At 59.0% G+C, this 25,302-nt stretch carries 25 protein-coding genes, 1 tRNA gene and 1 other RNA gene; 8 read left to right on the forward strand and 19 right to left on the reverse strand.

The window, feature by feature from the left end; translation table 11 throughout:
* Positions 1-33 precede the first annotated feature (33 nt).
* Complete coding sequence (locus FAY22_RS12030) at positions 34-1,182, forward strand: branched-chain amino acid ABC transporter substrate-binding protein (RefSeq protein WP_146330430.1); 1,149 nt, start codon at positions 34-36, stop codon at positions 1,180-1,182.
* Positions 1,183-1,465: 283 nt separating this feature from the next.
* On the opposite strand, the gene FAY22_RS22585 is transcribed toward FAY22_RS12030, so the two are convergent.
* The gene (locus tag FAY22_RS22585) at positions 1,466-3,175 is read right to left on the reverse strand and encodes a methyl-accepting chemotaxis protein (RefSeq protein WP_305778368.1); all 1,710 of its coding nucleotides are present in this window, start codon (positions 3,173-3,175) and stop codon (positions 1,466-1,468) included.
* A 507-nt stretch (positions 3,176-3,682) separates the two neighbouring features.
* On the reverse strand, positions 3,683-3,991 hold the full coding sequence (locus FAY22_RS12040) for a c-type cytochrome (RefSeq protein ID WP_146330431.1): 309 nt from the start codon (positions 3,989-3,991) through the stop codon (positions 3,683-3,685).
* A gap of 133 nt (positions 3,992-4,124) precedes the next feature.
* Between FAY22_RS12040 and FAY22_RS12045 the strand changes: the two genes are divergently transcribed.
* On the forward strand, positions 4,125-4,343 hold the full coding sequence (locus tag FAY22_RS12045) for a TIGR04438 family Trp-rich protein (protein ID WP_146330432.1): 219 nt from the start codon (positions 4,125-4,127) through the stop codon (positions 4,341-4,343).
* Between the two features lie 44 nt (positions 4,344-4,387).
* Here the strand turns inward: FAY22_RS12045 and ilvD are convergent, their stop codons facing one another.
* A complete protein-coding gene (gene ilvD / locus FAY22_RS12050) occupies positions 4,388-6,262 on the reverse strand; it encodes a dihydroxy-acid dehydratase (protein ID WP_146330433.1) in 1,875 nt (624 codons plus the stop codon).
* A 141-nt stretch (positions 6,263-6,403) separates the two neighbouring features.
* Here ilvD and FAY22_RS12055 point away from each other — a divergent pair, with 141 nt between their 5' ends.
* The 4 genes from FAY22_RS12055 to FAY22_RS12070 are packed head-to-tail and all read left to right on the forward strand — an operon-like array spanning position 6,404 to position 10,397.
* Positions 6,404-7,306, forward strand: coding sequence for a LysR substrate-binding domain-containing protein (locus FAY22_RS12055; RefSeq protein WP_146330434.1), 903 nt, complete (start codon positions 6,404-6,406; stop codon positions 7,304-7,306).
* Positions 7,300-8,112 carry a prolipoprotein diacylglyceryl transferase gene (gene lgt / locus FAY22_RS12060; RefSeq protein WP_146330435.1) on the forward strand — a complete coding sequence of 271 codons (813 nt, stop codon included), beginning with the start codon at positions 7,300-7,302 and terminating at the stop codon, positions 8,110-8,112. The genes FAY22_RS12055 and lgt overlap by 7 nt, the downstream gene beginning before the upstream one ends.
* Before the next feature lie 6 nt (positions 8,113-8,118).
* The gene (locus FAY22_RS12065) at positions 8,119-8,892 is read left to right on the forward strand and encodes an enoyl-CoA hydratase/isomerase family protein (protein ID WP_146330436.1); all 774 of its coding nucleotides are present in this window, start codon (positions 8,119-8,121) and stop codon (positions 8,890-8,892) included.
* On the forward strand, positions 8,889-10,397 hold the full coding sequence (locus FAY22_RS12070) for a malonyl-CoA synthase (RefSeq protein ID WP_146330437.1): 1,509 nt from the start codon (positions 8,889-8,891) through the stop codon (positions 10,395-10,397). The genes FAY22_RS12065 and FAY22_RS12070 overlap by 4 nt, the downstream gene beginning before the upstream one ends.
* 6 nt (positions 10,398-10,403) lie before the next feature.
* Here FAY22_RS12070 and FAY22_RS12075 read toward each other — a convergent pair whose 3' ends face one another.
* The 5 genes from FAY22_RS12075 to FAY22_RS12095 form a co-directional block, all read right to left on the reverse strand.
* Positions 10,404-11,207, reverse strand: coding sequence for a sulfite exporter TauE/SafE family protein (locus FAY22_RS12075; protein ID WP_146330438.1), 804 nt, complete (start codon positions 11,205-11,207; stop codon positions 10,404-10,406).
* 17 nt (positions 11,208-11,224) lie between these two features.
* Entirely contained in the window at positions 11,225-11,683 is a 459-nt protein-coding gene (locus FAY22_RS12080; protein WP_146330439.1) for an EVE domain-containing protein, read from the reverse strand.
* A 78-nt stretch (positions 11,684-11,761) separates the two neighbouring features.
* Positions 11,762-11,944, reverse strand: a non-coding RNA gene (gene ssrS / locus FAY22_RS12085) — 6S RNA.
* 65 nt (positions 11,945-12,009) lie between these two features.
* Positions 12,010-12,321 carry a cell division protein ZapA gene (locus FAY22_RS12090; RefSeq protein ID WP_146330440.1) on the reverse strand — a complete coding sequence of 104 codons (312 nt, stop codon included), beginning with the start codon at positions 12,319-12,321 and terminating at the stop codon, positions 12,010-12,012.
* Complete coding sequence (locus FAY22_RS12095) at positions 12,318-12,605, reverse strand: DUF904 domain-containing protein (RefSeq protein ID WP_371417283.1); 288 nt, start codon at positions 12,603-12,605, stop codon at positions 12,318-12,320. The genes FAY22_RS12090 and FAY22_RS12095 overlap by 4 nt, the downstream gene beginning before the upstream one ends.
* Positions 12,606-12,666: 61 nt before the next feature.
* Here FAY22_RS12095 and FAY22_RS12100 point away from each other — a divergent pair.
* Positions 12,667-12,742 (forward strand) — tRNA-Ala (locus FAY22_RS12100).
* A gap of 392 nt (positions 12,743-13,134) precedes the next feature.
* Here FAY22_RS12100 and FAY22_RS12105 read toward each other — a convergent pair.
* The 7 genes from FAY22_RS12105 to FAY22_RS22145 all read right to left on the reverse strand — a co-directional run bounded on the left by FAY22_RS12105 (position 13,135) and on the right by FAY22_RS22145 (position 19,573).
* Positions 13,135-14,226, reverse strand: a complete 1,092-nt coding sequence (locus FAY22_RS12105) for a DegT/DnrJ/EryC1/StrS aminotransferase family protein (RefSeq protein ID WP_146330441.1) — start codon at positions 14,224-14,226, stop codon at positions 13,135-13,137.
* A gap of 16 nt (positions 14,227-14,242) precedes the next feature.
* Positions 14,243-14,833 (reverse strand): acyltransferase, encoded by a 591-nt coding sequence (locus tag FAY22_RS12110; protein WP_210411815.1) that lies wholly within the window; start codon positions 14,831-14,833, stop codon positions 14,243-14,245.
* A 1-nt stretch (position 14,834) separates the two neighbouring features.
* On the reverse strand, positions 14,835-15,908 hold the full coding sequence (locus FAY22_RS12115) for a Gfo/Idh/MocA family protein (protein ID WP_146330442.1): 1,074 nt from the start codon (positions 15,906-15,908) through the stop codon (positions 14,835-14,837).
* A gap of 17 nt (positions 15,909-15,925) precedes the next feature.
* Positions 15,926-17,314 (reverse strand): nucleotide sugar dehydrogenase, encoded by a 1,389-nt coding sequence (locus FAY22_RS12120; protein WP_371417396.1) that lies wholly within the window; start codon positions 17,312-17,314, stop codon positions 15,926-15,928.
* Between the two features lie 250 nt (positions 17,315-17,564).
* Positions 17,565-18,269: a WbqC family protein gene (locus FAY22_RS12125; protein WP_146330443.1), complete on the reverse strand. Its 705-nt coding sequence runs from the start codon at positions 18,267-18,269 to the stop codon at positions 17,565-17,567.
* A complete protein-coding gene (locus tag FAY22_RS12130; RefSeq protein WP_146330444.1) occupies positions 18,257-18,889 on the reverse strand; it encodes a PIG-L deacetylase family protein in 633 nt (210 codons plus the stop codon). The genes FAY22_RS12125 and FAY22_RS12130 overlap by 13 nt, the downstream gene beginning before the upstream one ends.
* A 432-nt stretch (positions 18,890-19,321) precedes the next feature.
* A complete protein-coding gene (locus tag FAY22_RS22145) occupies positions 19,322-19,573 on the reverse strand; it encodes a hypothetical protein (RefSeq protein WP_210411816.1) in 252 nt (83 codons plus the stop codon).
* Here FAY22_RS22145 and FAY22_RS12135 point away from each other — a divergent pair.
* Positions 19,572-20,369 (forward strand): heparin lyase I family protein, encoded by a 798-nt coding sequence (locus FAY22_RS12135; RefSeq protein WP_168204826.1) that lies wholly within the window; start codon positions 19,572-19,574, stop codon positions 20,367-20,369. The two genes, FAY22_RS22145 and FAY22_RS12135, sit on opposite strands and share 2 nt — an antisense overlap.
* A gap of 100 nt (positions 20,370-20,469) precedes the next feature.
* Here the strand turns inward: FAY22_RS12135 and FAY22_RS12140 are convergent, their stop codons facing one another.
* The 4 genes from FAY22_RS12140 to asnB all read right to left on the reverse strand — a co-directional run bounded on the left by FAY22_RS12140 (position 20,470) and on the right by asnB (position 25,279).
* The gene (locus FAY22_RS12140; protein ID WP_146330446.1) at positions 20,470-21,210 is read right to left on the reverse strand and encodes a hypothetical protein; all 741 of its coding nucleotides are present in this window, start codon (positions 21,208-21,210) and stop codon (positions 20,470-20,472) included.
* Positions 21,211-21,294: 84 nt separating this feature from the next.
* Entirely contained in the window at positions 21,295-22,173 is an 879-nt protein-coding gene (locus tag FAY22_RS12145; RefSeq protein WP_146330447.1) for a glycosyltransferase family A protein, read from the reverse strand.
* Positions 22,174-22,229: 56 nt separating this feature from the next.
* Positions 22,230-23,135 (reverse strand): heparin lyase I family protein, encoded by a 906-nt coding sequence (locus tag FAY22_RS12150; RefSeq protein ID WP_168204827.1) that lies wholly within the window; start codon positions 23,133-23,135, stop codon positions 22,230-22,232.
* Positions 23,136-23,206: 71 nt separating this feature from the next.
* The gene (gene asnB / locus FAY22_RS12155) at positions 23,207-25,279 is read right to left on the reverse strand and encodes an asparagine synthase (glutamine-hydrolyzing) (protein ID WP_146330449.1); all 2,073 of its coding nucleotides are present in this window, start codon (positions 25,277-25,279) and stop codon (positions 23,207-23,209) included.
* Between the last annotated feature and the right edge of the window lie 23 nt (positions 25,280-25,302).

Genomic DNA, 25,302 nt, shown 5'->3' on the forward strand with positions numbered 1-25,302 from the left:
TATATTTTTTCAATCCTCAGGAGAACTTATTCTATGCAGTTCAAGACAAAAATGATTCCGTTGGCTGGCGCTATCGCCTTTGCATTCGCGGGCGCTGCATCGGCACAGGAGCAAGTCGTCAAGATCGGCCATGTCGGCCCGATCTCGGGTGCTATTGCCCACCTGGGCAAGGATAATGAAAACGGCGCGCGCATGGCGATTGACGAACTGAACGCCAAGGGCGTGACCATCGGCGGCAAGAAGGTCAAGTTCGAACTGCTGGCGGAGGACGACGGAGCAGACCCGAAACAAGCCACCTCGGCCGCCCAAAAGCTGGTCGACGCCCATGTCAACGGCGTCATCGGCCACCTCAATTCCGGCACCACCATCCCGGCTTCCAAGATTTACCACGATGCCGGCATCCCGCAGATTTCCCCGTCCGCGACCAACCCGAAATACACCCAGCAAGGCTTCAACACCACCTTCCGCGTGGTGGCTAACGACGGCCAGCTGGGCGGCACGCTGGGCCGCTATGCGGCTGACCAGATGAAGGCCAAGAAGGTGGCCGTGATCGACGACCGCACCGCCTACGGCCAGGGCGTGGCCGAGGAATTCATCAAGGGCGCCAAGGCCAAGGGCGTGCAAGTGGTGGCGCAGCAGTACACCAATGACAAGGCGACCGACTTCAACGCCATCCTCACCTCGATCAAGGCCAAGAATCCGGACGTCGTGTTCTTCGGCGGCATGGACGCCGTGGCCGGCCCGATGCTGCGCCAGATGAAGGCGCTGGGCATGAACGCCAAGTTCATGGGCGGCGACGGCATCTGCACCGAAAACCTGGTCAACCTGGCGACCGACGCCATCGGCGAACCGGGCAAGATCGTGTGCGCCGAAGCCGGCGGCGTGGAAGAGGCGCAGAAGAAGGGCATGGACGAGTTCCGCGCCGCGTACAAGAAGAAGTTCGGCATCGACGTCCAGCTCTACGCACCGTACGTCTACGACGCGGTGATGGTGATGGTCGAAGCGATGAAAAAGGCCAATTCGGCCGAGCCGGCAAAGTACCTGCCGGAGCTGGCAAAGGCCAACTACAAGGGCGTGACCGGCACCATCGCCTTCGACAAGAAGGGCGACATGAAGAACGGCACCCTGACGCTGTACACCTACAAGGGTGGCAAGCGCGAGCAGATCGCCGTCGTGAAGTAATTCACCCTAGCGGCAAGCAAAAAGCCCTGGTCATCGACCAGGGCTTTTTTTCGTCCAGCGCAAACCAAAAAAAGTACCCGCCGCGCCAAGCCTCTCTGAATCTATATTGATTTTTGAGGGGCTGGCCTTAAATGCAAAAAAGCCCTGGAAACGAATTTGTTTCCAGGGCTTTTTCCTTCGAGAGCAAGTATTGGTGCGGCTTTCCGAAATGGCGCCACCCAGAAATCAACTTGGATTCAGAGAGGCTTGCTCATGAAGGCGGCTTTCGTAAAGCATAGCCCGATCAGAATTCTTCCCATTCGCTTGCGTCACTGGTCCGTGGCACCGCGCGTTTGGGTTGGGGTGCCGTGACGGCACCACCGGCCTTCGCCACAACCCTCGTGCTCAGACGCGGCGCAGGAGCCGGCGCCAGGCGGGGGGCCACCGGCTCCGCCTGTGTGCTGCCGATCCGGAACACGCCAACCATTTGCGCCAGCTTGCCGGCCTGGTCCTGCATGGCGCTTGACGCCGCTGCCGTCTGTTCTACCTGTGCTGCATTCTGCTGCGTCATCTGATCCATCTGGCTGATCGCCATGCTGATCTGCTCGATGCCTGCGACCTGCTCCTGGCTGGCCGAGGTAATCTCGCCCATGATGTCGGTCACCCGTCGAATGCTCTCGACAATCTCCTGCATCGTCGCGCCCGCCTCATTGACCAGCGCCGCGCCAACGCCGACCTTCTGTACCGAGTCGTCGATCAGCGCCTTGATTTCCTTGGCCGCGCTAGCCGAGCGCTGCGCCAGGCTGCGCACTTCCGACGCCACCACCGCAAACCCGCGGCCCTGCTCGCCGGCACGAGCGGCTTCCACCGCCGCATTCAGTGCCAGGATGTTGGTCTGGAAGGCGATGCCGTCGATGACGCCGATGATGTCGACAATCTTCTTCGACGATTCGTTGATCGCGCCCATCGTCTCGACCACCTGCGACACAACCGCGCCGCCCTTGCTGGCGACTTCCGATGCCGTCGTCGCCAGCTGGTTGGCTTGACGCGCGTTGTCGCCGTTCTGCTTGACGGTGGAGGTCAATTCCTCCATCGAGGACGCCGTCTCTTCCAGCGAACCGGCCTGCTCTTCCGTACGCGATGACAGGTCCTGATTGCCGGCCGCAATCTGGCCGGAGGCAGTGGCGATGGTTTCGGTACCCTGGCGAACCTGCGCCACGATGTTGGCGAGGTTGTCGCGCATGACCCGCATGGCATGCAGCAGGCTGGATTGATCGTTTCTGCTGACGTTGACGTCGACCATCAGGTCGCCTTCGGCGATGCGGCCGGCAATCGAGGAAGCATATTCGGGCTCACCGCCCAGCTGCTTGAGCAGGCTGCGCGTGATGACAAAACCGATGAACGCAGCCAGCATCAATGCCAATACGCCAAGCGTAATCATCAGCGTGCGGGCCTGTGTAAAGTTGTTGTCGGAAGCCTTTCCAGCGGCGTCGATCAAGTCCTCCTGGAACACGACGAGATTGCGCATCGCATCCTTATAATTCTTCAACAAGGGCCGCAGCTCATTTTCCAAATGAGCCCGTGCTTCCGCCGCTTTTTCTTCATTGATTAATGCAATGAGCTTCTTCTGGCTGGCGATGTACTGACTGCGTGCAGCAAACATTTGCTGCATCAGCTCTTTGCCTTTCGGCAGCACGATCATCTTTTCCAGTTTTTCGACATTGGGCTCGATGACCTTCCGCGCGTCGGCGAGCTCGTCAAGTTGCTTTTGCCGGGCTTCCTTGCTTTCAGCCAGCATCATGTCGCGCAGCGCGATCGAAATGCGGTCAGTCTGCGCCATGATCTCGGTGGATGCCGCGATCTTCGGCCATCTGTCCTTGATAATCAGGTTTGTACCTGCGTCCAGTGCGGCAAGCTTGGTAATGCCGATGATGACCGTTGCCAGCAAGAGAAAGCAAACGCTCCCGAAACCCAGCGCAAGGCGCGTTCCGACCTTCATATTTGAGATGCTCATGCACCCTCCATCAATAAAAAACTACAACTCCCTATCGCGCATGATCCTCTTTCGCATTTCCAGGCCGGGCTCGCCACGCGCTTTTCGCATCCATATCACGCACTGCTTGGCGCAACCGAATGTTAATTAAAAGCAAGTGTGTATTGAGGGGGCTGAATCAGATAAGTGATATCTGCCGGAACAGTCCACTTAGCGAAAAAATGATGTTACGTCCTAACGTTGCCGGCATTTTATAGGCAAAACACCGTCCACCACGCCAGAAAGCAGGCAAAAAATCACCTTATGGAACATGGACCCCCGAACGAGTATTGATTTTCACATCCCGAGCCGCGCAAGGAATTGAGGGGTAAGCCTTAAATGTAAAAAACCCTAGAAACAAAGTTGTTTCTAGGGTTTTTCCCTTCGAGAGCTATATGGTGCGGCTTTCCGAAATGCCCCCTCAAAAATCTACACAGATTCAGAGAGGCTCGCCCATCGGGCGCGTTTCGTTTTGCCTGCGGCCCTCGATTACTTCTGGCTCAGTACCCACTTCACGAGAGTGCGTGCTTCAGCCTCGTTGACTTGGGTATTGGCAGGCATCGGGACCGGGCCCCAGACGCCGCTGCCGCCCTTGAGCACTTTCTGGGTCAGCTTGTCTTCCGCATCCTTTTGGCCGGCGTATTTAGCGGCAACATCCTTGAATGCGGGGCCAACCACCTTGTTTGCAACTGCGTGGCAAGCCAGGCAGTTCTTAGCTTTCGCCAGATCGGCGTTCGCCATTGCAGCGTTGGACAGGAGAGCACCAGCAGCCAGGACTACCAACAAAGAACGTTTCATTACTTTCTCCATAAATAATGGCTCACGCCACGATACATATTATTTTGTAGAAACGCTACGCTAGCACGACTGGTTGACGGTGTCGATTGGAGGGTACAATCTTTTTTGAAAACCCCTACAAAACAACGCCGACATGCCCATCATCATTATCATTGTTGCATTATCCGCACTGCGCTATTTCGAGATCGGGCCATTCGCCGACTTGTCGTGGTGGTGGATCGTCGGCCTGTTCGGCGTTGCCTTCGTCTGGTTCGAATTTGTCGAGCGCGCGTTCGGCCTGGATAAGCGCAAGGCGCACGAGCAGTTGGAAAAAGCGCGGCAGGAACGGGTAAAGAAGACTTTCAAGAAATAAAAAAGGGCGGTGAATTCACCGCCCTTTCTTTTTGGCACCGCCGCTTATCGCTTCAGCTGCGATAGATCGCGCACCGCGCCGCGATCGGCGGACGTCGCCAGCGCCGCATAAGCCTGCAGCGCCTGCGACACCACGCGCTGCCGGTTGGCCGGCTTCCATGCGCGGTCGCCCTTGGCTTCCATCGCCGCGCGGCGCCGCGCCAGTTCGTCATCGCTGACCTTCAGGTGCATGCGGCGCTCTGGAATGTCGATCTCGATCGTGTCGCCGTCTTCCACCAGGCCGATGGCGCCGCCTTCCGCCGCTTCCGGCGAGGCGTGGCCGATCACGAGGCCGGACGAACCGCCCGAGAAACGGCCGTCCGTAAACAGTGCGCAGCTCTTGCCCAGGCCCTTGGACTTGATGTACGAGGTCGGGTACAGCATCTCTTGCATGCCCGGGCCGCCCTTCGGACCTTCGTAGCGGATGATAATGACGTCGCCTTCTTTCACCACGTCACCCAGAATCGCATCCACCGCATCGTCCTGGCTCTCGAATACGCGCGCGGTGCCGGTGAACTTGAGAATGCTTTCATCGACGCCGGCGGTCTTCACGATGCAGCCGTTTTCCGCCAGATTGCCGTACAGGACAGCCAACCCGCCATCCTTGGAATAGGCATGCTCCTTGTCGCGGATACAGCCGTGCGCGCGGTCGTTGTCGAGCTTGTCGAAGCGCTTGTCCTGCGAGAAGGCAGTTTGCGTCGGCACGCCGCCCGGCGCAGCCAGAAAGCGCTGGCGCACCGCCGGGTCCTCGGTGCGCATGATGTCGTTGGCTGCAATCGCCTCGCCCAGCGTCTTGCTGTGCACGGTAGACACGCTGGTGTCGAGCAGGCCGGCGCGGTCCAGCTCACCCAGGATGCCGACGATGCCGCCGGCGCGATGCACGTCTTCGATGTGGTAATCCTGGGTCGCCGGCGCCACCTTGCACAGGCACGGCACCTTGCGCGAGATGCGGTCGATGTCGGCCATGGTGAATTGCACGCCGGCTTCCTGCGCCGCGGCCAAGAGGTGCAGCACGGTGTTGGTCGAACCGCCCATCGACACGTCGAGCGCCATGGCATTCTCGAATGCGGCCTTGGTCGCGATCGAGCGCGGCAGAACCGAGGCGTCCTCCTGTTCGTAATAGCGCTTGGCGATGTCCACCACCAGGCGCCCGGCGCGCAGGAACAAGGCCTTGCGGTCGGCGTGGGTGGCGACGATGGTGCCGTTGCCAGGCAGGGACAGACCGAGCGCTTCGGTCAGGCAGTTCATCGAGTTGGCGGTAAACATGCCGGAACAGGAACCGCAGGTAGGGCAGGCCGAACGTTCGATGTTGGCCACCTGTTCGTCGGAGACCGAGGGGTCGCCGGCCTGGATCATGGCGTCGATCAGATCGACCTTGATGATCTTTTGCGAGCCTTCCTGCTTGCCGTGCAGCGCCTCGATCACCTTGCCCGCTTCCATCGGGCCGCCGGACACAAACACGGCCGGGATATTCAGGCGCATCGCGGCCATCAGCATGCCGGGGGTGATCTTGTCGCAGTTGGAGATGCACACCATCGCGTCGGCGCAGTGCGCGTTGACCATGTATTCGACCGAGTCGGCGATCAGCTCGCGCGACGGCAGCGAATACAGCATGCCGCCGTGGCCCATCGCAATGCCGTCATCGACCGCGATGGTGTTGAATTCCTTGGCCACGCCGCCGGCCGCCTCGATCTCGCGCGCCACCAGCTGGCCCAGGTCCTTCAGGTGCACGTGGCCCGGCACGAACTGGGTGAAGGAATTGACCACCGCGATGATCGGCTTGTTGAAGTCGCCGTCTTTCATGCCGGTGGCGCGCCAGAGAGCGCGCGCGCCGGCCATGTTGCGGCCATGGGTGGTGGTATAGGAACGGTATTGCGGCATGAAGTCAGTCTCCGGATTGTTGATCAAAGCGCGGTGCGAACAGGGAAAACGCGCACCCCGACGAAGCGAAAACGTCTAGAGTGCCTTGCACCTAGCCGTGTGTCAAATATATGATTCATTCCCCATTAAGTCGATTTTCATATGAGTATTGAACTGCGGCAATTGCGTTATTTCGTGGCTGTGGCCGAGGAAAGCCATTTCGGCCGCGCCGCCGCGCGCCTGCACATGACCCAGCCGCCGCTGTCGCAGACGATACAGGCGCTGGAAGCCACGCTGGGCACGCCATTGTTCGTGCGCACCAAGCGCAGCGTAGCGCTCACGCCGGCCGGCACGGCGCTGCTGCCGGAAGCGCGCCGCATCCTGCAGCAGGCCGGCGCCCTGCCCGACCTGGCGCGGCGCGCGGCATCCGGCGAATCGGGCCTGCTATCGCTGTCGTTCGTGTCGACCGCCGATTACAGCGTGCTGCCGCCGCTGCTGCGCGAATTCCGCGAGCATTATCCGAAAGTCCAGATCGAGCTGCGCGAAGCAACGACCGATGTGCAAATCGACGACCTGCTGCAAGGCAGGATCGATGCCGGCTTGCTGATCCCGCCGCTGCACGACAAGGCGCGCGCCGAAATGGATTACATGACGGTGCTGTCGGAACCGCTGGTGCTGGTCGCGCCGCAAGGCACAAAGGCCTTGCGCGGCAAAAGCGGCGTGACGCTGGATGCGGTCGCCGATATGCCGCTGATCATTTTTCCGCGCCGTATCGCCCCCGCCTTCCACGACGCGATCCTCGGCTGCTTTCGCGAAGCCGGCTTGACACCCCGCATCGGCCAGGAAGCGATCCAGATGCAAACTATCGTCGGTCTGGTTTCGGCCGGTATGGGGATCGCACTTGTGCCACAATCGGTGTCGAATTTGAAACGCCCCGGCGTCGAATACAAGCCGCTCGCGGACAAAACGCTGCAAGTCGACACCGGCCTGGCCTGGCGCCGCGACAACGCATCACCGGTATTGCGCAGCTTTCTTGAACTGTTACGAAAGAAAAGCAGATGTTAGTTCACCCTCTTCCCAACCCGATCGCGATCACCCTCGGCCCAATCAAGGTTCACTGGTACGGCCTGATGTACCTTGTCGCCTTCATCCAGTTCCTCGTGCTCGGCCGCGTGCGCGCACGCCAGCCGCACATGGCCGCCGCCGGCTGGAAGGCCGAGCACCTCGACGACATGCTGTTCTATGGCGTGCTGGGCGTGGTCATCGGCGGGCGCCTGGGCGAAGTCCTGTTCTACAACCCTGCCTATTATTTTTCCAATCCGCTGGAAATCTTCGCGGTCTGGAAAGGCGGCATGTCTTTCCATGGCGGATTCCTCGGCGTGCTGCTGGCGATGTGGCTGTGGGCGCGCAAGGCGGGGCGGCGCCTAGTCGATGTCTACGATTTCATCGCACCGATGGTGCCGCTCGGGTATGCGGCGGGGCGCATCGGCAACTTCATCAATGCCGAGCTGCCTGGTCGCGTGGCCGATCCGTCGCTGCCGTGGGCGATGATCTGGCCCAACGTCGACAACTTGCCGCGCCATCCTTCGCCGATCTACCAGGCGCTGGTCGACGGCGTCCTGCTGTTCATCATCCTGTGGATCTATGCACGCAAGCCGCGCCCGCCGCTCGCCGTGGGCGGGATGTTCGTCATGCTGTACGGGATGGCGCGTTTCTTCACCGAGTATTTCCGCACGCCGGATTATGAAGTCGCATTCGCCGGGATCACGATCTCGGCAGGCCAGATGCTGTCGCTGCCGATGATCGCATTCGGCGCTATCACGCTGCTTGTCACCTACCGGATGCATCGCAACTCCCTCCCGTGCGCATAGGCTCCCATGGCAGAAATCCGACTCGAAAAGAAGGACGTCGTCGCCACCGTCACGCTGTCCAACCCGCGCAAGCTCAACGCGATCAACGTGGCGATGTGGAATGCGCTGGCGCAGACCTTTGCCGCGCTGTCGGAGGATGACTCGCTGCGCTGCGTGATCGTGCGCGGCGACGGCCACAACTTCGCGGCCGGCGCCGACGTCGAGGAATTCTCGACCGTGCGCAACACGATGACGCAAGGCATGCGCTATCACACCGAGACCATCGCGCAGGCGCTGGCGGCGATTTCGCAGTGCCGACATCCGACCATCGCCGCCATCGAGGGCGTGTGCGTCGGCGGCGGCCTCGAAATCGCCTGTGCGTGCGACATACGCATTGCCGCGCCCACCGCACGCTTCGGCATCCCGATCAACCGCCTGGGGTTCCCGCTGGCGCCGGGCGAACTGCAATACCTGCTGCAGCTGGCCGGCAAGGCGGTGGTACTGGAAATCCTGCTCGAAGGCCGGGTGTTCGGCGCCGCCGAAGCGAAAGACAAGGGCTTGGTGAACCGCGTGGCGGACGATGTCCCGGCGGAGGCGCGCAGGAGCGCGCAGCGCATCGCGCAGGGCGCGCCGCTGGCAGCGCGCATGAACAAGCAACTGGTGCGGCGCCTGGCGCCGATACCGCAGCCGTTGACCGAACAGGAACTGCACGAAGCATTCGCCTTCCTCGCGTCGCAGGATTACCGCGAGGGCGTGCAGACTTTCCTCAGCAAACGCAAGCCGGTTTTCTCGGGTAAATGACAATGAACCTGTACTCCCTGTTCGAAGCGCATTTTCCGCAGGATCGGACCGCGTGCTGCATCGAGACGCACGACGGCCTTTACTATTCATGGAACGACCTCGACCGCGCGACCGCGAAGCTGGCCAACCTGCTGGCCGGACTGAACCTGCCGGCAGGCGCACGCATCGCGGCGCAGGTCGACAAGTCGCCGGAAGCGCTGATGCTCTATCTGGCGACCATACGCGCCGGCTTCGTCTACTTGCCGCTGAATACGGCGTACCGTGCCGCGGAAATATCCTATTTCATCGATGACGCGGCGCCTTCGGTCGTCGTGTGTTCTCCGCAAAATTTCGGCTGGGTATCGCAAATCGCGTTCGCGGGCGGCACGAAGCATGTGTTTACACTCGGCGACGACCGCAGCGGCTCGCTGCTGGTGCGCGCTACGCACCAGTCCAACAGCTTCGACACCGTAGACAAGGACCCGGACGAGCTCGCCGCCATCCTCTACACTTCCGGCACCACCGGCCGCAGCAAGGGCGCAATGCTCACGCATCGCAACCTCGCGTCGAACGCCGAAGTCCTGCACGACTACTGGCGCTGGCAAGCGGGCGACGTGCTGCTGCATGCGCTGCCGCTGTTCCATGTGCATGGTTTGTTCGTCGCGTCGCATGGCGCCCTGCTAAGCGGCAGCAAGATGATCTTCCTGCCGAAGTTCGACAGCGCCGAAGTGATCCGGCATCTGCCGCGTGCCACCGTGTTCATGGGCGTGCCGACCTATTACGTGCGGCTGCTGGCCGATCCCGCATTCGGGCGCGACGTATGCAGCAACATGCGGCTGTTCGTCTCGGGCTCGGCTCCGCTGCTGGCCGACACTTTCACCGAATTCGCACAGCGCACCGGGCACACGATCCTCGAGCGCTACGGCATGAGCGAAACCACGATGCTGACCTCCAACCCATACGACGGCGAGCGCACCGGCGGCACGGTGGGCCTGCCTCTGCCGGGCGTCTCGGTGCGCGTGGTGAAAAGCGGCGGCACGCCGTGCGCGCCGGAGGAAATCGGCGACATCCAGGTCAAGGGGCCGAACGTGTTCAAGGGGTACTGGCGCATGCCGGAAAAGACTGCCGAGGAATTCACGCAGGACGGCTATTTCCAGACCGGCGACGTGGGCAAGTTCGACGCCCGCGGCTACCTGTCCATCGTCGGGCGCAGCAAGGATCTGATCATCACCGGCGGCTACAACGTCTATCCGAAGGAGGTCGAAGCGGTCATCGACGACATCGACAGCGTGGTCGAGTCGGCCGTGATCGGCGTGCCGCACCAGGACTTCGGCGAGGCGGTCACTGCGGTGGTGGTCGTGAAGCCCGATTCGACCGTTTCCGAGGTCGACGTGCTGGCCTACCTGAAGGAACGTCTCGCCAACTTCAAGGTTCCCAAGCGCGTGCACTTCGTGCCCGACCTGCCGCGCAACGCGATGGGCAAGGTGCAAAAGAACGTGCTGCGCGAACGGTTCGCCGGCAGCTGAAGCGGCTTACCCGAAGGCCTTGTACAGCATGTACGAGGCCAGCGAATACAGCAGGAGCGCGAACACCTTTTTCAGGGTTTTGACCGGCAGGCTGTGCGCGGTCTTCGCACCCAGCGACGCGGTGCTGACGCTGGCCAGCGAAATCACCAGCAGCGCCGGCAGGTAAATGAAGCCGAGCGACGAGGCCGGCAAATCCGCCACCTTCATGCCGAAGTAGACGTTCGACAGCGTGCCGGCCAGCGCGATCGGAAAGCCGAGCGCGGCGCTGGTGGCCACCGCATTGTGAATCTTGACGTTACACCAGGTCATGAACGGCACCGACACGAAGCCGCCGCCGGCGCCCACCAGGCCCGCCAGCACGCCGATGGCGCCGCCTGCGGCGAACATGCCCGGCGCCTGAGGCAACTGGCGCGCAGCCGCAGGCTTTTTATCGAGCAGCATCTGGGTGCCGGAAAATGCCACGAATACCGCGAATGCCAGAGCCAGCGTCGACGAATTCAAGTGTGCGCCGATCCACGGCCCGATCCATGAACCGATCAGGATGCCTGGCGCCAGCAGCTTCACCACCGGCCACAACACCGCGCGGCGCGCATGATGCGCGCGCACGGAAGAGATCGAGGTGAACATGATGGTCGCCAGCGACGTGGCGATCGCCATGTGGACGATATGCTCCTGCGGGAACCCCTTCGCCGCGAAGAGCATCGTCATGAACGGCACCAGCAGCATGCCGCCGCCGACGCCGAGCAAGCCGGCGGCAAATCCGACCGCGGCGCCCAGCGCGAGCAGCGCGGCCACGAGCGAGATATCCATGTGAAATTTTTCTCAGTTCAACTAAGTTGCCGGATGATACACCGCCATTCCTCGGGCGTGACCGCCGTGATGGAAAGGCGGTTGCCGCGCCGAAGGACTTGCATGTCCGCCAACTCGGGATGCGCTCGCAATTCGGCCAGCGTCAACAACCTTGTTTTCCTAGTGGCGCGCACATCGACCAGCATCCAGCGCGGATTCTCGCGCGAAGCCTTAGGGTCGAAATATTTGCTCTTCGGATCGAACTGCGTGCCGTCCGGATAAGGCGTGCTGGCCACCTCAGCCAGCCCTGCTATGCCGGGCTCGGCGCAGCTGGAGTGATAGAACAGCACACCGTCGCCGACATGCATCGCATCGCACATGAAATTACGCGCCTGATAGTTGCGCACGCCAACCCAAGCCACTGTCTGGCCGGGCGCGGCGAGCACATCGTCGATGCTTGCTTCATCCGGTTCGGATTTCATCAGCCAGTACTGCATAGTCGGGAAGATCGCGTGAGTCGATCGCGGCAAACGGCGCGCATAAAAAAGCGGCTGCACGAATGCAGCCGCTTGTGAATTAGTCCCGCCTGTGCCGTCTTTGCCGGCATCCCGAACCTAGCGGTTCAAGGTGGTCACAGTTAGTTCAATTTCGGGTTCATCGGACTAGCGACGAAGCGCGCCCATCAAACAAAATTCCGCGACCTATGCTCACATATTGGTTCAAGGAATATATGGCAATCGCGAACACGGCAGGAGGTTTTTAGTGTACCTGAATCAGGCTGTATGTCAAAGGCTTTGAGCGCTTTTCGACAAAACTTTTCTGTTCAAAAAAGGTTTTCCTGCGGTGCCAGCGCAACGTCAATCACGGCATGCATTGCCGCAATTTTTTGATTGATTTCGGCCAGCGTCATGTCGGCGAACGGCCCTTCCGCGGACTTTGTCGCCAGCAGTTCGGCCGCGATGCCCAGCGCCGCCATCACCGCGATGCGGTCGTTGCCCTTGATCTTTCCGGCGTCGCGGATCGCGCACATTTTCTCGTCGAGATAAGCGACGGCTTCGCGCAATGCCGACTCCTCGCCTTCCCTGCACGCGAGCTTGTAGGCCTGTCCCATGATCGACACGTCGAGCTGGATCATACCGCCTCCTCGCTTTCATGCGATGCCGGGATTTTTTCCAGCAGTAAGGCGACGCGTTGATACGCCTCGTGAATGCGCCGCGACAGATCCGCGTTCTCGGAGGTAAGCGAAGCCAACGTCAAGCGCAGATCGGCATTTTCACGGCGCAAGGACTGCGCCAGCTCAGCCAGCTGGTCGACTTTTTCGGAGAGTTGATGAAATTCGGAAAGCATCCCGCAACTATAGTGGGGCAACTGAATTTGCGTCAACAGATTCAACGGGTTAAAGCGGCTTTTTGAAGACAAGTATTACATTGTTCTTAACCACTTGCATCGGAACGCGCTAGCCAATAAAATCCTTCGTTATGGGGCGGTAGCTCAGCTGGGAGAGCGTCGCGTTCGCAATGCGAAGGTCGGGAGTTCGATCCTCCTCCGCTCCACCAAGTAATCCTAATAAATTCAAGGATTTACGACATCCCCTTTTAGTTCCTCGCGCTTCTTTTCCCTTGATTGATTACATTTTCGTGTGATTAGAGTGTAACTACGCACAAGCAGTCTCCTTACGAGTGCCTAAATCACACTACCATGCACAGCCCCGCGTTTACAGGTCTCGACGGACGTGTTTTGTTACCCTTGAGATATGTTCTGGGGCTCATTTTATTAGCATAAGAGAAGGCGGCTCTCGGTAATATTTACTCTCTTGCCGCTCCTCGCTGCGCCCTCTTCTTGCGCTCGCATACACCAGTTGCAAGAGAATCTCAGCAAGCCCGCCCTGAACCCGCGGGCTGTCAAGAACTTGCTTTGCCACCATAGCAGTCGTCAAGTTGAAGCAGCACTAACAACGGATCTGGCTCAACACGGACTCCGCGATATAGCGCACCACATTGGGTTGCATGTACGGGCCCATCGGCAGGCTGATCACTCTTCTTGCCATATCCACTGCTACTGGAAATTGGTCCTCATCGCCGAACTGCGCATACGCAGGTTGCAAGGGGATCGGTATCGGATAATGCACAGCCGTCGGGATTTCCCTCTCTCTCAGGGCTGCCTGCACCGCTTCACGGTTTTCCACCCCAATGGTGTACTGCGCAAATGCGCTCTCGTAGCCGGAATCCCGACGATTCCTCCAAACCCGGTTTCCGAACAATTCGTCGTACAGTGCGCCGATCTTCCGCCGCTGCTCCAGCTCCCAGTCAAAGCGTTCCAGTTTGGCCAGAACGACAGCGCATTGGAGCGTATCCATGCGGCCGCCGACTCCGATACGGGAATGGACATAACGGCGCGATTGCCCATGAACGCGAATCTCGCGCATGACCTGGGCGAGTTCGCCGTCGCTGGTGAAGATCGCGCCGCCATCGCCGTAACAGCCGAGCGGTTTGCTGGGGAAGAAACTGGTACAGCCGATCGTGGAAAGATTAGCGCTCTTTCTCCCCTTGTAAGTAGCGCCTAGACTCTGAGCCGCATCTTCAATGACGACCAGGCCATGCTTGTTCGCAATGTCATTGACCCGGTCCATGTCGGCCGGTTTCCCGTAGAGCGAGACCGGCATGATTGCCCGGGTCTTGGACGTGATCTTCGTCTCGATCAGGTCGACGTCGATATTGCAGGACTCAGGCTCGATATCGACAAAAACCGGCTTTGCGCCAAGCAGTGCAATCACTTCAGCCGCTGCGATGAAAGAAAAAGCGGTAGTGATGACTTCGTCGCCCTCTCCGACGCCGACCGCCATGAGCGAAATCAGCAGGGCCTCGGTTCCGGATGCAACGGTAATGCAATGGCTAGCACCGGTGTACTCGGCCAAGCGGCTTTCCAGTTCATGTACCTCCGGGCCCATGATGTACTGCCCATGATCCAGAACGGTCTGAATGCGTTCGTCGATGCTTTTTTTCAGTTCTTGATATTGCGTCTTGAGATCGATGAATTCCATTTTTCGGAGAATGTCGTTATTGATCCGATGTTCCGACGAGTGTGCAAACGCCATCCCGCAGGACATATTGTTCGCCCGTGTGCGGGCATATCGCTTCGCCATTGCCGGCGACCGGGAGCTCTAGCCGTTCGCCATAGCGACTCATCCATCCGATTTTCCGCGCAGGAACGCCTGCCATCAGCGCAAAATCGGGCACATCGCGGTTGACCACCGCACCGGCGGCGACAAAGGCATATTTACCCACGGTGACACCGCAAATGATCGTCGCATTGGCGCACAGCGTTGCGCCTCGCCTGATCAGCGTCTTTCGGTATTGGTCCTTGCGCGCCACTTCGGAACGCGGGTTATACACGTTGGTAAAGACCATGCTTGGTCCGCAAAAGACATCACTCTCTATCGTGACGGCATCGTAGACGGAGACGTTATTCTGTATCTTGACGTTATTGCCGATCTCGACGTCATTGCCCACGTAGACGTTCTGCCCCAACGAACAGTTGTCGCCTATGCGCGCGCCCGCGCATACATGGGAAAAGTGCCAGACGCGTGTGCCCCTCCCTATCTCCGCGCCTTTGTCGACAATTGCCGTTGGATGAATCTCGATGTCCATCTCAGTATTCCAGTGGCAATGCAACACGTTTTCCGTCTCTGGCAGACAGATAGGTCGCAATCAGGATCTCAAGAGTTTTCAGGCCCTCCCGCCCGTCCGTTTCCGGCTCGACCTCGCCGCGCAGCACCCTGATGACGTTTTCATAGTATTGAATGTGCCCGAAACCATAGACAGAATCGGTTGCGTAGCTGGACTCCTTGACTCTTTCATTTTCTTCAGCCTCAGACGCATCGGCGAATTCCCAGTGGTCTATCTGGTTAAGCGCCACCCCTCCTATGCGAACCGTTCCTCGTTCACCCAGAACAGTGATGCTTCCCTCGAAATTTTTCTGGTAAGCCAGCATGGTCACGTTGACGGATCCCAGCGCGCCGTTACGCCATCGCAGGCTCATCACCCCGGTATCTTCGACCTCGATATCCCGTTCCAGCGTCGCGGTATACGCTTGCAGGCTTTCGACCGGGCCAATGAGCCAGTTCAGCAGGTCTACATAATGGCTTGCCTGATTCATGAATGCACCGCCATCGTATTCCCATGTGCCGCGCCACACGGCGCTATCGTAATACTCCTGCGGGCGTGTCCAGAACACATTCAGGTTAACCATGTGTATCCGACCAAAGCGCTTCTTCTCGATTGCCTGTTTCAGGTATCGAAGGGTAGCGTTGCGGCGGTTCTGTTTCACCACGAACAAACGTACGTGCGCATCATCGCATGCAGTAACCATGCGCTTTCCGTCATCCCATCGGGTCGCCATCGGCTTTTCGGTAATCACATGCCTTCCCGACTGTGCAACCTTGATTGCCTGGCACGGATGCAGACCTGACGGAGTGGTCAGGATAACGGCGTCTGCCTTGCAATCCGCAAGCATCGTGTCGAGACTACGGTAAGGGGTGGCGCCGGTCAGTTCGGCAGCCCGTTCCAGCGCCTCCGATTCGATATCGCAGATGCCGACCAGTCTGCAAGAGTCGCCGTGATGCTTGATCGCGCTGAAATGATTTCTTGCGATCCTGCCGCAACCAACCAGCGCGAAGCGGATTTCACGATCGGTAATCCGTTTGCCAAACGCAGACGATATCATGTGTGCCTCCCTCTCTGTCACGACTTGACCACGTTGGCCAGTTTGTCCAGGTAAACGCCCCGAGTATCGACAATCAGCTTCGCGTGTTTCTGGATCAGATCGTAGTCAAACGCACTGTGATTGGTCGCCAGAAGAAGCAAGTCATAGGAGGCGATGGATTCACGCGTCAGTTCAACGCTATTGAGCATGAAATGGTGCGCGCGCATCTTGGGAAAAATCGGCACGTGGGGATCGGAATAGGCGACTTCCGCCCCTTTTTTTTGCAGGAGCTCCATCAGTTTTATTGATGGGGATTCGCGCATGTCGTCCACGTCTTTCTTGTACGCGATACCGAGCACCAATATCCTGCTGCCGTTGATGGACTTGCCGCAGGAATTCAAGGCATCGGCAACCTTGTTGGCAACCCATTGCGGCATGTCGTTGTTGATTTCCCCGGCCAACTCGATAAAACGCGTATGCACACCATATTGGCGGGCCTTCCATGTCAGGTAAAAAGGGTCGATCGGGATGCAATGCCCGCCCAGGCCCGGCCCCGGGAAATAAGGCGTAAAACCGAATGGCTTGGTCGCTGCGGCATGAATGACTTCATAAATATCGATATCCATCTTGTCCGCGATGATTTTCATCTCATTGACAAGACCAATATTGACGGCACGATGGATGTTTTCCAGCAGCTTGGTCAGCTCCGCGGTGCGGGTGGAACGGACCGGGACCACTCTTTCCACCGCCGCGCCGTATAACGCGATGCCGGCCTGCTGGCAGGCTGGAGTGACGCCGCCGCATATCTTGGGGATGGCGCGCGTGTTGAACTCGGAATTTCCCGGGTCTTCGCGCTCGGGCGAGTACACCAGAAAAACCTCTTCGCCTATCTTCAAGCCCTGCGCTTCGATCCGCGGCAGCAGCTCTTCTTCTGTCGTCCCCGGATAGGTCGTGCTTTCCAGCGACATGATTTGCCCCGGCCGCATATACGGCACCAGCGCATCGGCCGTGTTCAGTATGAAACTCAGGTCAGGTTCGCGATAAGCGTTAAGCGGAGTCGGAACGCAGATGATCAGCGCATCCGGTTCGGACGCGCGCGAAAAATCAGTGGTCGCTTCAAATCCGGCACTGCGCGCCTGCTGAATCGATTTCGAACGGATGTGCTCGATGTAGCTCTGCCCTTGGTTCAACTTTTCGACCTTTTCCGCATCGATATCGAAACCGATCACCTTGAATCCTGTCCCGGCATAGGTCAACATCAGTGGCAAGCCGACGTAGCCGAGGCCGACTATGCCGATGGTCGCCCTGCGGTTTTCAAAGGAGGAAATCAGTCTTTTCAGGATGGCCGCTTCGTGACCCGGTTGCATCGGGTCGTTATCGGTATTACTGGCATTTTTTTCTGCAACAGGAGTTTCAGAATATTGCATGCGCAACCTTTCATTTTCGGTGGCTCTGCGTCGACCTGCGATGGCGCTCTCCTTACGACGCGCACTTCAGTACATGCCGGACGAGCCATGATTGGCATGTTCCGAGTCGATGACATGCCGTACAGATTCCAACGCCGCTATCTGCTGCAGATCTTCCCTCGGCACACTATAAACACCTGACCTCCGAAAAATAAGTATGAAATTTCGATGAATAGCCATGCCAGCCATAGCCACTGATCGGGCTCAATCTCTACTGATGGGAAGACCGCAGAAAGGAAGCGACTCCCTCGAACCCGAGATGGAAGAGCGCATCGATGATCGATAACCCCGCCTTGAATTCCTGCGTGCGTTGCGGATATGGGAACACTGCAAAGTCGCTGTAAGTCAGCTCGATGTCGTTGTTGGCAAATGTCGCCGTATCGTTATAGGCCCTCGCGCCGCTACCGGAAAGATAGACAGTGCCTCGCAGAAGACGGACGATGCGCGCGATGCGTTCGCTGGGCGTGGCGACCGTATCCAGCTCGAGCCGGGATGCATGCAGGAGGCGCGTTCCGATGCCAAGCGATCGGCATATTTCCTGAATCAGCAAGCCGTTAAATGTCGGCAGATGCGCGATGTCCGGCTGCAACAAGCTTTCGATACGGCGGAAAACCACCTCGAAATGCGGTGCCTTGCGGTAGGCGACTTGTAATGTTCGCAGGTGTTTTTTGATCCAGAACCGATCGGAAAACACTGTGTCCTGAATCAGGCTGTCGCGGGGGCTCTTTTGTACATTCTGGGTCAGCCAGAGTTCTTCGCCATTCGTCCCGATAATGCGCGTACGGCTGCAATATCCCCTTCGCTCGAATTGAACGTTGTCGAGAAAAACGAACACGTCAGCTTTGGATATCTTGTAGAAGTATCCTAGCCACGGAAGATAGTTGGGTTGATGGACAGCGACAGTCACAACACCCATCGCACCACCTCGAAACTTTCCGCGTATTCCGCACCAATCTGCACGCCTCGTGCCTTGGCCAAGGACATAATGAAATCCCTGGTCATATATGGCCTGCCTGCCTGCGACCTATAAGCGGTCAAAGCCTCGCATTTCATTTCAACGTGCTGCTTGCCTAGCCGCACAAAGCACGAGGTATTGAAGCTCAAGTTATTCCATATCAGTTCATACCCAAGAATCGTGGTTTGCTTGAATGCGCGTAATCCCTCTCTGGCAATCACCTCGTGGTCCTGGTGGATATCGTGCACGCTGGGCATCAGGACCAGGTCATAGTTGTTTTTCCGCAGACGGATCATCTCATCCAAGATCTCCTGGCGCCTATATTCGAGCTCTCTGACCTTATTGCGGTAAATGTGCAGATTTTCCGGCTTGATGTTCAGCCTGGAAGTCGCCATTTTCACTTCCTGTTCGAGCGTACCGGGGGGGAATTCCGGATCCAATGAATCCTCTGCCGTCGAAAACGCCGCGTAACTGACATTCGCGCCGCGTTCAATCAGCAGCGCGATGGTGGCACCCGCACCGAGTTCACCATCGTCCGTATGTGGCGCAAGGACCAGGACGTTTTTAAAGCTGAGACGCAAGAAATGCCTCCGATTTATATTTTCTTAGCGTAGCAACAATCCGCTGCTGAAATAAGTACAAAATTTCAATGAATAGCCGCTGCATTCCGCTCCTGGCATCTGTTTTTTCAATCCATTTTCAATCCCTTTTCAACGTCCGGCGTAGCTGCTGCCGTCGAATCACCCCCCCGCGCGCCTGGCGCGGCACTTCAATTTCCACCCGCTGATGATGACGGCCGCAATCGACCGGCCGTAATTCATATTTCCACTCGGAACTTTCCTGTAGGAATTAAGTCTGTAGGGTAATTCCACCGCATGGAAGAGCATCGCGTCGTGTTGCACACGCTCGCAGTTTTTCACCACATAAAAACTCCTTCGACTCACGAGGGTTCCGCTCAGGCGATTTCTCTGTTTTCACATGACTAATATTTCAAAGACAAAACGAGCAGCACCCTACCTTGCTCCCGTTCTCCTGGCTCTCACGCTCTCCGCATGCGGCGGCGGTGGTGACGGCAGCACGACGAGCGACAACAGCGCGCAAGACTCTACTCTCGCGTCCAAGTCGTGGCGCAAGCGTGGTACTACGTCGACGACGACGACTACCACACCCACCACTACAACCACGGACCCGGCGTCGTCCACTACGACCACGACAACAGCGCCAACCGATTCCACTACCACGACGTCGCCGACGGCTTCTGCCATGACGACCTACAGCGTCGTCGCAGACGGCGCCGTGCGCAAATTCGATTTTGACGGCAGCACGCCCTTCGTCGATCCGGCGACCGGCCAATCCGACATGCACGACTGGCTGTACAACGCACAATATCTGCAGTATTACGAGATCACCAATGCCGGCATTTCGCCGTGGATTTCGAAGGTCACGGAAGCCGACGGCACCCAGGCAACACGCTTCCAGGTGTTCCCGTCCGATGCCCAGATCTACAACTGGCGCACGCAAAACAGCAACTTCCCGTTCGAGCCCTACAAGACCTACCGCTATGATCTGGAGTTCAAGCTGGATCCGAGCTGGCAGTTCAACATGGCGACCGGCGACGGACTGCTGTGGCAGACGAAGGGCATGCCCAAGACCGGCCAATATGGCCACGCCGTGATGAGCATGGGCGTCACCGGGAGCAATCTGTACTTCTCCGTGCTGTATCCCAATAGCGCGCTGAATGCGACGACCTGGCCCACCAGCCTCACATGGCCGAGCAACGACTACGCCGCCACCAACTTCCCGACCAAGCCGATTGTGGCCGGGCGCTACTACAAGGTGAGCATCGAATTCTTCGCCGACGACCGTCCGCCGCAGTTCGGCGGCCAGGGGTATGTCAACGTGTATCTCGACGGCGCGCTCTGGATCCAGTACAAGGGCCCCAACCTGCATCCTGACCAGAACGGCCCCCACCGTTGGGACTTCGGCTGGTACAACTGGGGCGGACAGCCTACATCGACACGTTCCATTTACTTCAAGACGGCACACGCCTACGTGAAGTAAGTTGGATGCTCGCCATGCCCGCCTGCATAGGCGAACGGCATGTAGCGGGGCACTGCAATGCGCCAAACGGAGGCCGGAATCCTGCTTTCGTTTGGCGCAGTCAAAGTCGAATGGCTGACTCGTTCTCCAAAAAGATGGCGCGCGGTTCACCCTTGAGCCACGTGCCCGTACTGACATTGATGCCTCGCGTTTGACCGATGGCGGCGGCGCTGAGCGCAAACGTGGACGATCCGAATATCCGGTTCTGCGCGAAGCAAATTCTGGCGAAGTCCCGTATTGTCCCTTCCGATCGGATATCGATGCCGCGCAGGGATGGCAATCCTGCCACAAACTCCGCATCGTCCGTGACGATGACGGGCTTCTGAATCCCGCCGTGCTTGCCTATCCGCGCCAGAGCAGCCGCATAGAACTTGTCGATGCGATTGTCGGTATACCCCAGCCGTACGAAATCTCCGCCACGCACATGGATCACCAGATCGGTGTCCGCCATTTCCGGTTCGAGCGCACGAAATGCCGGCAGCAGCGGCAAGGCCCTGAGCAATTCGAGAGGCACCTCTTGAAAATATCCGTCCAGTACCTGAACACGGCTCGGGCGCCGTTTCATGACCGATACCATGTTCCTGTCCGACGCCAGCGTCAGGTACGGGCTGCATAGCGGCAGAAGCCGTGGCATCCGCAACGGCACGATGTATTTGCTGTACCAGGCGGACGTGACATAGGACGACATGTCCAGCACGCCATCGAGCACATAATCGTGCACGGATTCATATGTGCCAAGGCCGGCAGTCGAATAGACGAGATGCGCGTTGGCGCGGCTTGCCAGGTGCACGGCAAACGCCATCTGGAAAATCTGGTTCCCCAGTCCGCCTGCCAGCCGGACGAAGACTTTATGTTTTTCTCTCATGGGATGGAAACGTCCTTGCGCTTACCTGCCGAGCAAATGCCGCTCGAGGGCAACCCGTAATGAATACAGCAGCGGTTTGGCATACGAAATGGCCGCAGACTTTTGCTTCAGCGGCACGCGTGGCAAGAGGGCGATGCCCAGCACATTTCCCTCGGACCGCAAGCGGTTGAGCCGGGCGAGCGACTCGACCTGCGCGCGGAACGTTTCGGACAGCCTGTCCTTGTATTTTTCGAGGAAGAGGTCGTACACCATGCCCCGCCGGTCGAGCACCGAGCGCTTGGTCTGGAACGGCGCGCCGAAGGCCATGGAGTTGCCCTCGTGGATGCGATAGTAAGACACGATCTTGTCGTTCCATGCGACGCCCTCAGCAAACGCCTCGATGTGCAGCTTTGTCCACGAATCCTCGTTGGGAAGCACTTCGGGAATGGGGAACACCAGATTGCTGAACTTACGGGAAAACGCCGTCGCTCCGCCTCCCAGCGAAGGGCCGTTGCGGGGCAGGATCAGGCCGTCATACTTGGCATCGGTGCTGAATGATTTGACCTTTCCGGTGGATACCGGCAGTTTGCGCTCATGCAGCAGGTGCACACGATTCGCAATCGAGTCTTCCGGCATCACGTCATCTCCGGCAAACAGCACGACAACGTCGCCGCGCGACATTTCCCATGCCAGATTGAATGCGCTGACCTTGCCGTGACCGCGCGATCGTCCCAGGACGATGCGGCTGTCGGACGCTGCGATCGTCTCCACGATGGCGCAGGTGGCGTCATCCGAATGGTCATCGACAACGATGATTTCCACAGAGGGGTGGCTTTGCCGCTGTACGCTTTCTATTGCTTCCCTGATGTATTCCGCTTCGTTCTTTACCGCCATCAGTACCGAAACGAGCATATCTTCCATCGCACAACTCCTTGTTGTTTTGACGTGTAACCGTTGTGATGCCGCGTGAATTGCATTCACATACAGCGGCGCCGTTCATAAAGGTGCGCAGTGCGGAAGTAGACCGTGCGCACGGATTGCGGCCTGCCTGCCCACTGGTACCATCCGAAGTCGACGCGATGCGGCCCCAGCTGGTCCGGATGCAAGGTCGGCCCCGCGTAGCGTATCCATGGCCGGCCATCCAGCCACAAACGCGCATAACCCTTGCCGCCAAAACGGCGCGGCCGGTCATCGGGATAGAACGCAATACGTACCCGGTGATAGCGCCCGGCGTCGATAGGACGCACGGGGAACGCTACCCTTGCATAGTCGTCCCTGCCCCAGGCGACCGGCGACGGCCATTGTCGCGCCCGTCTTGCGGCGGCGGGATACAGCACCGTGAAGCGCAATTCATGGCCGACGACGCCGAGCGACATGACCGCATGACCGGTCTGATAGGGTTTGGCATGCCCCTTCACCTGCCATAGCACTCCCGCGCCTTCCGGCATCTCGAAGTTCCATTGCGGATCGAGTTTGAATTCCAGTTCATATACATAGTGCCGGTAAGGCTCGATGGCATAGGCATTGAGCTGGGTGCGGTAGCCAAAGCGCTGCCGGTCTTCCGGAAAAACCTGCACGCGGGTGACAGGTTGGCCTCCCACGGGGTCGAACACCTTGCTGATATGCGCCGTATTCGAACCACCGTTGGTAATCTGGTCGTCGCTCAGCCCCCTGCCGTCGAAGTCCAGGTACGCCACGTCGGGTTTGCCGGTGCCGGGATTGATAAACGGGCGTGAACCGTCGAACGCATAGGTGCGGACCTCCCCCTGCATCTGCCGCTGGTACGTCACAAGTTCGCAAGGACGGTCCGGCACGGGAACAGCGGCATGCGCGAGTTGCCCCGGCCCTGCCGCGACGATGACGATCTTGGCCAGCAAGGCCATCCATGATCGGGGCGCACCGCTGCGTAAGCCTTGTGCAAGATGTGCTCGGCACATGGCTGCGCGACCGCGGGTCATGCGACACGCGCTGCGGGCAGCCTGTCGGAGGCGGCACACGCCCCCGCGCTTTCCCGTACAGGCCGGACGTCGACCGAGAACGTCCTGATCCATTCGCCGAAACTGACCATGCGCCAGATCATTGAGCTGTATCTGGACTTTCCGCTTTCCATATCCTGGAACGCCGCCAGTGCATGATCGGTGAGGATTCCCTGGCTAGCTTCCGCTGCCTGCGCCAGCCGGTCCCGGAAAGCCGGCGCGCCATGATGCCGCATCCAGGTCTCTTCCGGCATCTGGAAGGCGATCTTGTCGACGCGGTCTCGAACGGGGGCGGGAAGAATGCCATCCATGGCGGCGCGCTGCACGCGCTTCGTGACTCCCCTGGACAGCTTGTACTCGTCAGGCAGCCCAAGCGAAAACTCGACCAGCTCATGGTCGAGAAAGGGAACGCGCGATTCGATGGAATGCGCCATGGAGTCGCGGTCTTCAAAATGCAGCAGCATTTGCAGATTGGACGACGTCAGCTGCATCAGCGAAGTCGCCATCACGCCAGGCCGATGCATCGAGCGGCGCCGGGCAAACGGGTCTTCCTGTCGGGTGCCGAGTGCGCCCAGGTCGAGCCAGGAAGGATTGGCAAAGGATTTTCCGGCATAGGCACGCAATGGCTGCCGCAGGCGCTCGGGCAGCATCGCATCGGCGGCGCGCATCAGCAGCTGGAATGTCGAATAACCATGCATGCGGCGCATGCCGCGCATCTCCTGCAACAGGGACGCCCAACTGCCGTCAAGGAACATGCCGGCGAGCCGTGGGCCGAAAAATGCGTGATATCCGGCCAGCAGCTCGTCGGCGCCCTGGCCGTCGAGCATGACCTTGACGCCGTCGCCGGACGCTTGCCGGAACACGCACCATTGGGCAAAGATGCTGGTCGAGCCGAACGGTTCGTCCTGGTGCCAGGTAATGCGCTCCAGCTCGTCAAGCAACTGTGTGACGTCCGGATAGACATAGTGCGCATCAATACCGATGGACGCGACCACCTGCTCGACCCACTTGCGTTCATCGATGGCTTCGTCCCTCGCACATGCCGAATAGCTGACCTGCAAGTGACGGCTTCCCTGGCTTGCCAGCAAGCGATGTGCGGCGCAAACAATGGAAGAGGAATCGAGACCGCCGGAGAGGCAGGAGCCGACCGCAACGTCAGCGCGCAGGTGCTGTTGAACTGCTTCGCAGAAGCGCTCGCGAAATTGTGCCGAGGCATCGGCAAAGTCGCCGGTAAAATCCTGCGGCTGCAAGTCATACCATTGCAGGGTTCTTATTCGTCCCTCTGCATCCGTCCGCACGTCCTTGCCGGTCACCATTGCACAGTGGCCCGGGCGCAGTTGATAAACGCCTGCAAACAGGGTTTCATCCGTATGATCGCTGACGCTCCAGACCAGGAAATCATAAGCGCGCTGCGCGTTGAGGCGAGCATGCCAGCCTGGAAAGGCGGTCAGCGCCTTGATTTCCGATGCAAAACAAAGGACGCCGTTAGGCGCAGCCCAATAATATAGCGGCTTGATTCCAAAACGGTCACGCGCGAGGAACAGCGCATCGGCATGCGCGTCGTAGATCGCGAACGCAAACATTCCCTTCAGCTGATGCAGGCACTCGCTGCCCCACTGTTGATACGCTGCGAGGATAACTTCCGTATCGCATTCGCCAAGAAAGCGATGGCCGCATGCGGTGAGCCGCTGTCGCAACTCCACATGGTTGTAGATTTCGCCGTTGTAGACGATCCACAAGCGCCGGTCTGGCGTGCACATCGGCTGGTGCCCTGCCTCGGTCAAATCGACGATGGCCAGGCGCCGGTGGCCGAATGCCATGCGGACCGACTCATTTCCGTGTGCCGCGACATCACTCTCGGGACTGAATGCGAAAGCGGCCTCCCCGCGCGGCGTGTCAATGCCCCGGCACGGCAGCAGCCTGCCGCCAGCGGCAGTACGCAGCAGATAACCTTCGTCGTCCGGTCCGCGATGACGAAGCAGGCGATTCATCTGCACAATCGGGCTGGCCACAACGGGCTTTTCCGAGAAAAATCCTACGATGCCGCACATATCGATTCCTTTCGGGTTGCCTG

Origin of the sequence: Noviherbaspirillum sp. UKPF54 (assembly GCF_007874125.1) — a bacterium.
In the GTDB taxonomy this organism is placed as follows: domain Bacteria; phylum Pseudomonadota; class Gammaproteobacteria; order Burkholderiales; family Burkholderiaceae_D; genus Noviherbaspirillum.

What these genes read in the sequence shown, in the direction of transcription:
- FAY22_RS12030 (WP_146330430.1), top strand. Translation starts at nt 34, where the DNA reads ATGCAGTTCAAGACAAAAATGATTCCGTTGGCTGGCGCTATCGCCTTT.
- FAY22_RS22585 (WP_305778368.1), bottom strand. Translation starts at nt 3,175, where the DNA reads ATGAGCATCTCAAATATGAAGGTCGGAACGCGCCTTGCGCTGGGTTTC.
- FAY22_RS12040 (WP_146330431.1), bottom strand. Translation starts at nt 3,991, where the DNA reads ATGAAACGTTCTTTGTTGGTAGTCCTGGCTGCTGGTGCTCTCCTGTCC.
- FAY22_RS12045 (WP_146330432.1), top strand. Translation starts at nt 4,125, where the DNA reads ATGCCCATCATCATTATCATTGTTGCATTATCCGCACTGCGCTATTTC.
- ilvD (WP_146330433.1), bottom strand. Translation starts at nt 6,262, where the DNA reads ATGCCGCAATACCGTTCCTATACCACCACCCATGGCCGCAACATGGCC.
- FAY22_RS12055 (WP_146330434.1), top strand. Translation starts at nt 6,404, where the DNA reads ATGAGTATTGAACTGCGGCAATTGCGTTATTTCGTGGCTGTGGCCGAG.
- lgt (WP_146330435.1), top strand. Translation starts at nt 7,300, where the DNA reads ATGTTAGTTCACCCTCTTCCCAACCCGATCGCGATCACCCTCGGCCCA.
- FAY22_RS12065 (WP_146330436.1), top strand. Translation starts at nt 8,119, where the DNA reads ATGGCAGAAATCCGACTCGAAAAGAAGGACGTCGTCGCCACCGTCACG.
- FAY22_RS12070 (WP_146330437.1), top strand. Translation starts at nt 8,889, where the DNA reads ATGACAATGAACCTGTACTCCCTGTTCGAAGCGCATTTTCCGCAGGAT.
- FAY22_RS12075 (WP_146330438.1), bottom strand. Translation starts at nt 11,207, where the DNA reads ATGGATATCTCGCTCGTGGCCGCGCTGCTCGCGCTGGGCGCCGCGGTC.
- FAY22_RS12080 (WP_146330439.1), bottom strand. Translation starts at nt 11,683, where the DNA reads ATGCAGTACTGGCTGATGAAATCCGAACCGGATGAAGCAAGCATCGAC.
- FAY22_RS12090 (WP_146330440.1), bottom strand. Translation starts at nt 12,321, where the DNA reads ATGATCCAGCTCGACGTGTCGATCATGGGACAGGCCTACAAGCTCGCG.
- FAY22_RS12105 (WP_146330441.1), bottom strand. Translation starts at nt 14,226, where the DNA reads ATGGAATTCATCGATCTCAAGACGCAATATCAAGAACTGAAAAAAAGC.
- FAY22_RS12110 (WP_210411815.1), bottom strand. Translation starts at nt 14,833, where the DNA reads ATGGACATCGAGATTCATCCAACGGCAATTGTCGACAAAGGCGCGGAG.
- FAY22_RS12115 (WP_146330442.1), bottom strand. Translation starts at nt 15,908, where the DNA reads ATGATATCGTCTGCGTTTGGCAAACGGATTACCGATCGTGAAATCCGC.
- FAY22_RS12120 (WP_371417396.1), bottom strand. Translation starts at nt 17,314, where the DNA reads ATGCAATATTCTGAAACTCCTGTTGCAGAAAAAAATGCCAGTAATACC.
- FAY22_RS12125 (WP_146330443.1), bottom strand. Translation starts at nt 18,269, where the DNA reads ATGGGTGTTGTGACTGTCGCTGTCCATCAACCCAACTATCTTCCGTGG.
- FAY22_RS12135 (WP_168204826.1), top strand. Translation starts at nt 19,572, where the DNA reads ATGACGACCTACAGCGTCGTCGCAGACGGCGCCGTGCGCAAATTCGAT.
- FAY22_RS22145 (WP_210411816.1), bottom strand. Translation starts at nt 19,573, where the DNA reads ATGGCAGAAGCCGTCGGCGACGTCGTGGTAGTGGAATCGGTTGGCGCT.
- FAY22_RS12140 (WP_146330446.1), bottom strand. Translation starts at nt 21,210, where the DNA reads ATGGCGTTTGCCGTGCACCTGGCAAGCCGCGCCAACGCGCATCTCGTC.
- FAY22_RS12145 (WP_146330447.1), bottom strand. Translation starts at nt 22,173, where the DNA reads ATGGAAGATATGCTCGTTTCGGTACTGATGGCGGTAAAGAACGAAGCG.
- FAY22_RS12150 (WP_168204827.1), bottom strand. Translation starts at nt 23,135, where the DNA reads ATGGCCTTGCTGGCCAAGATCGTCATCGTCGCGGCAGGGCCGGGGCAA.
- asnB (WP_146330449.1), bottom strand. Translation starts at nt 25,279, where the DNA reads ATGTGCGGCATCGTAGGATTTTTCTCGGAAAAGCCCGTTGTGGCCAGC.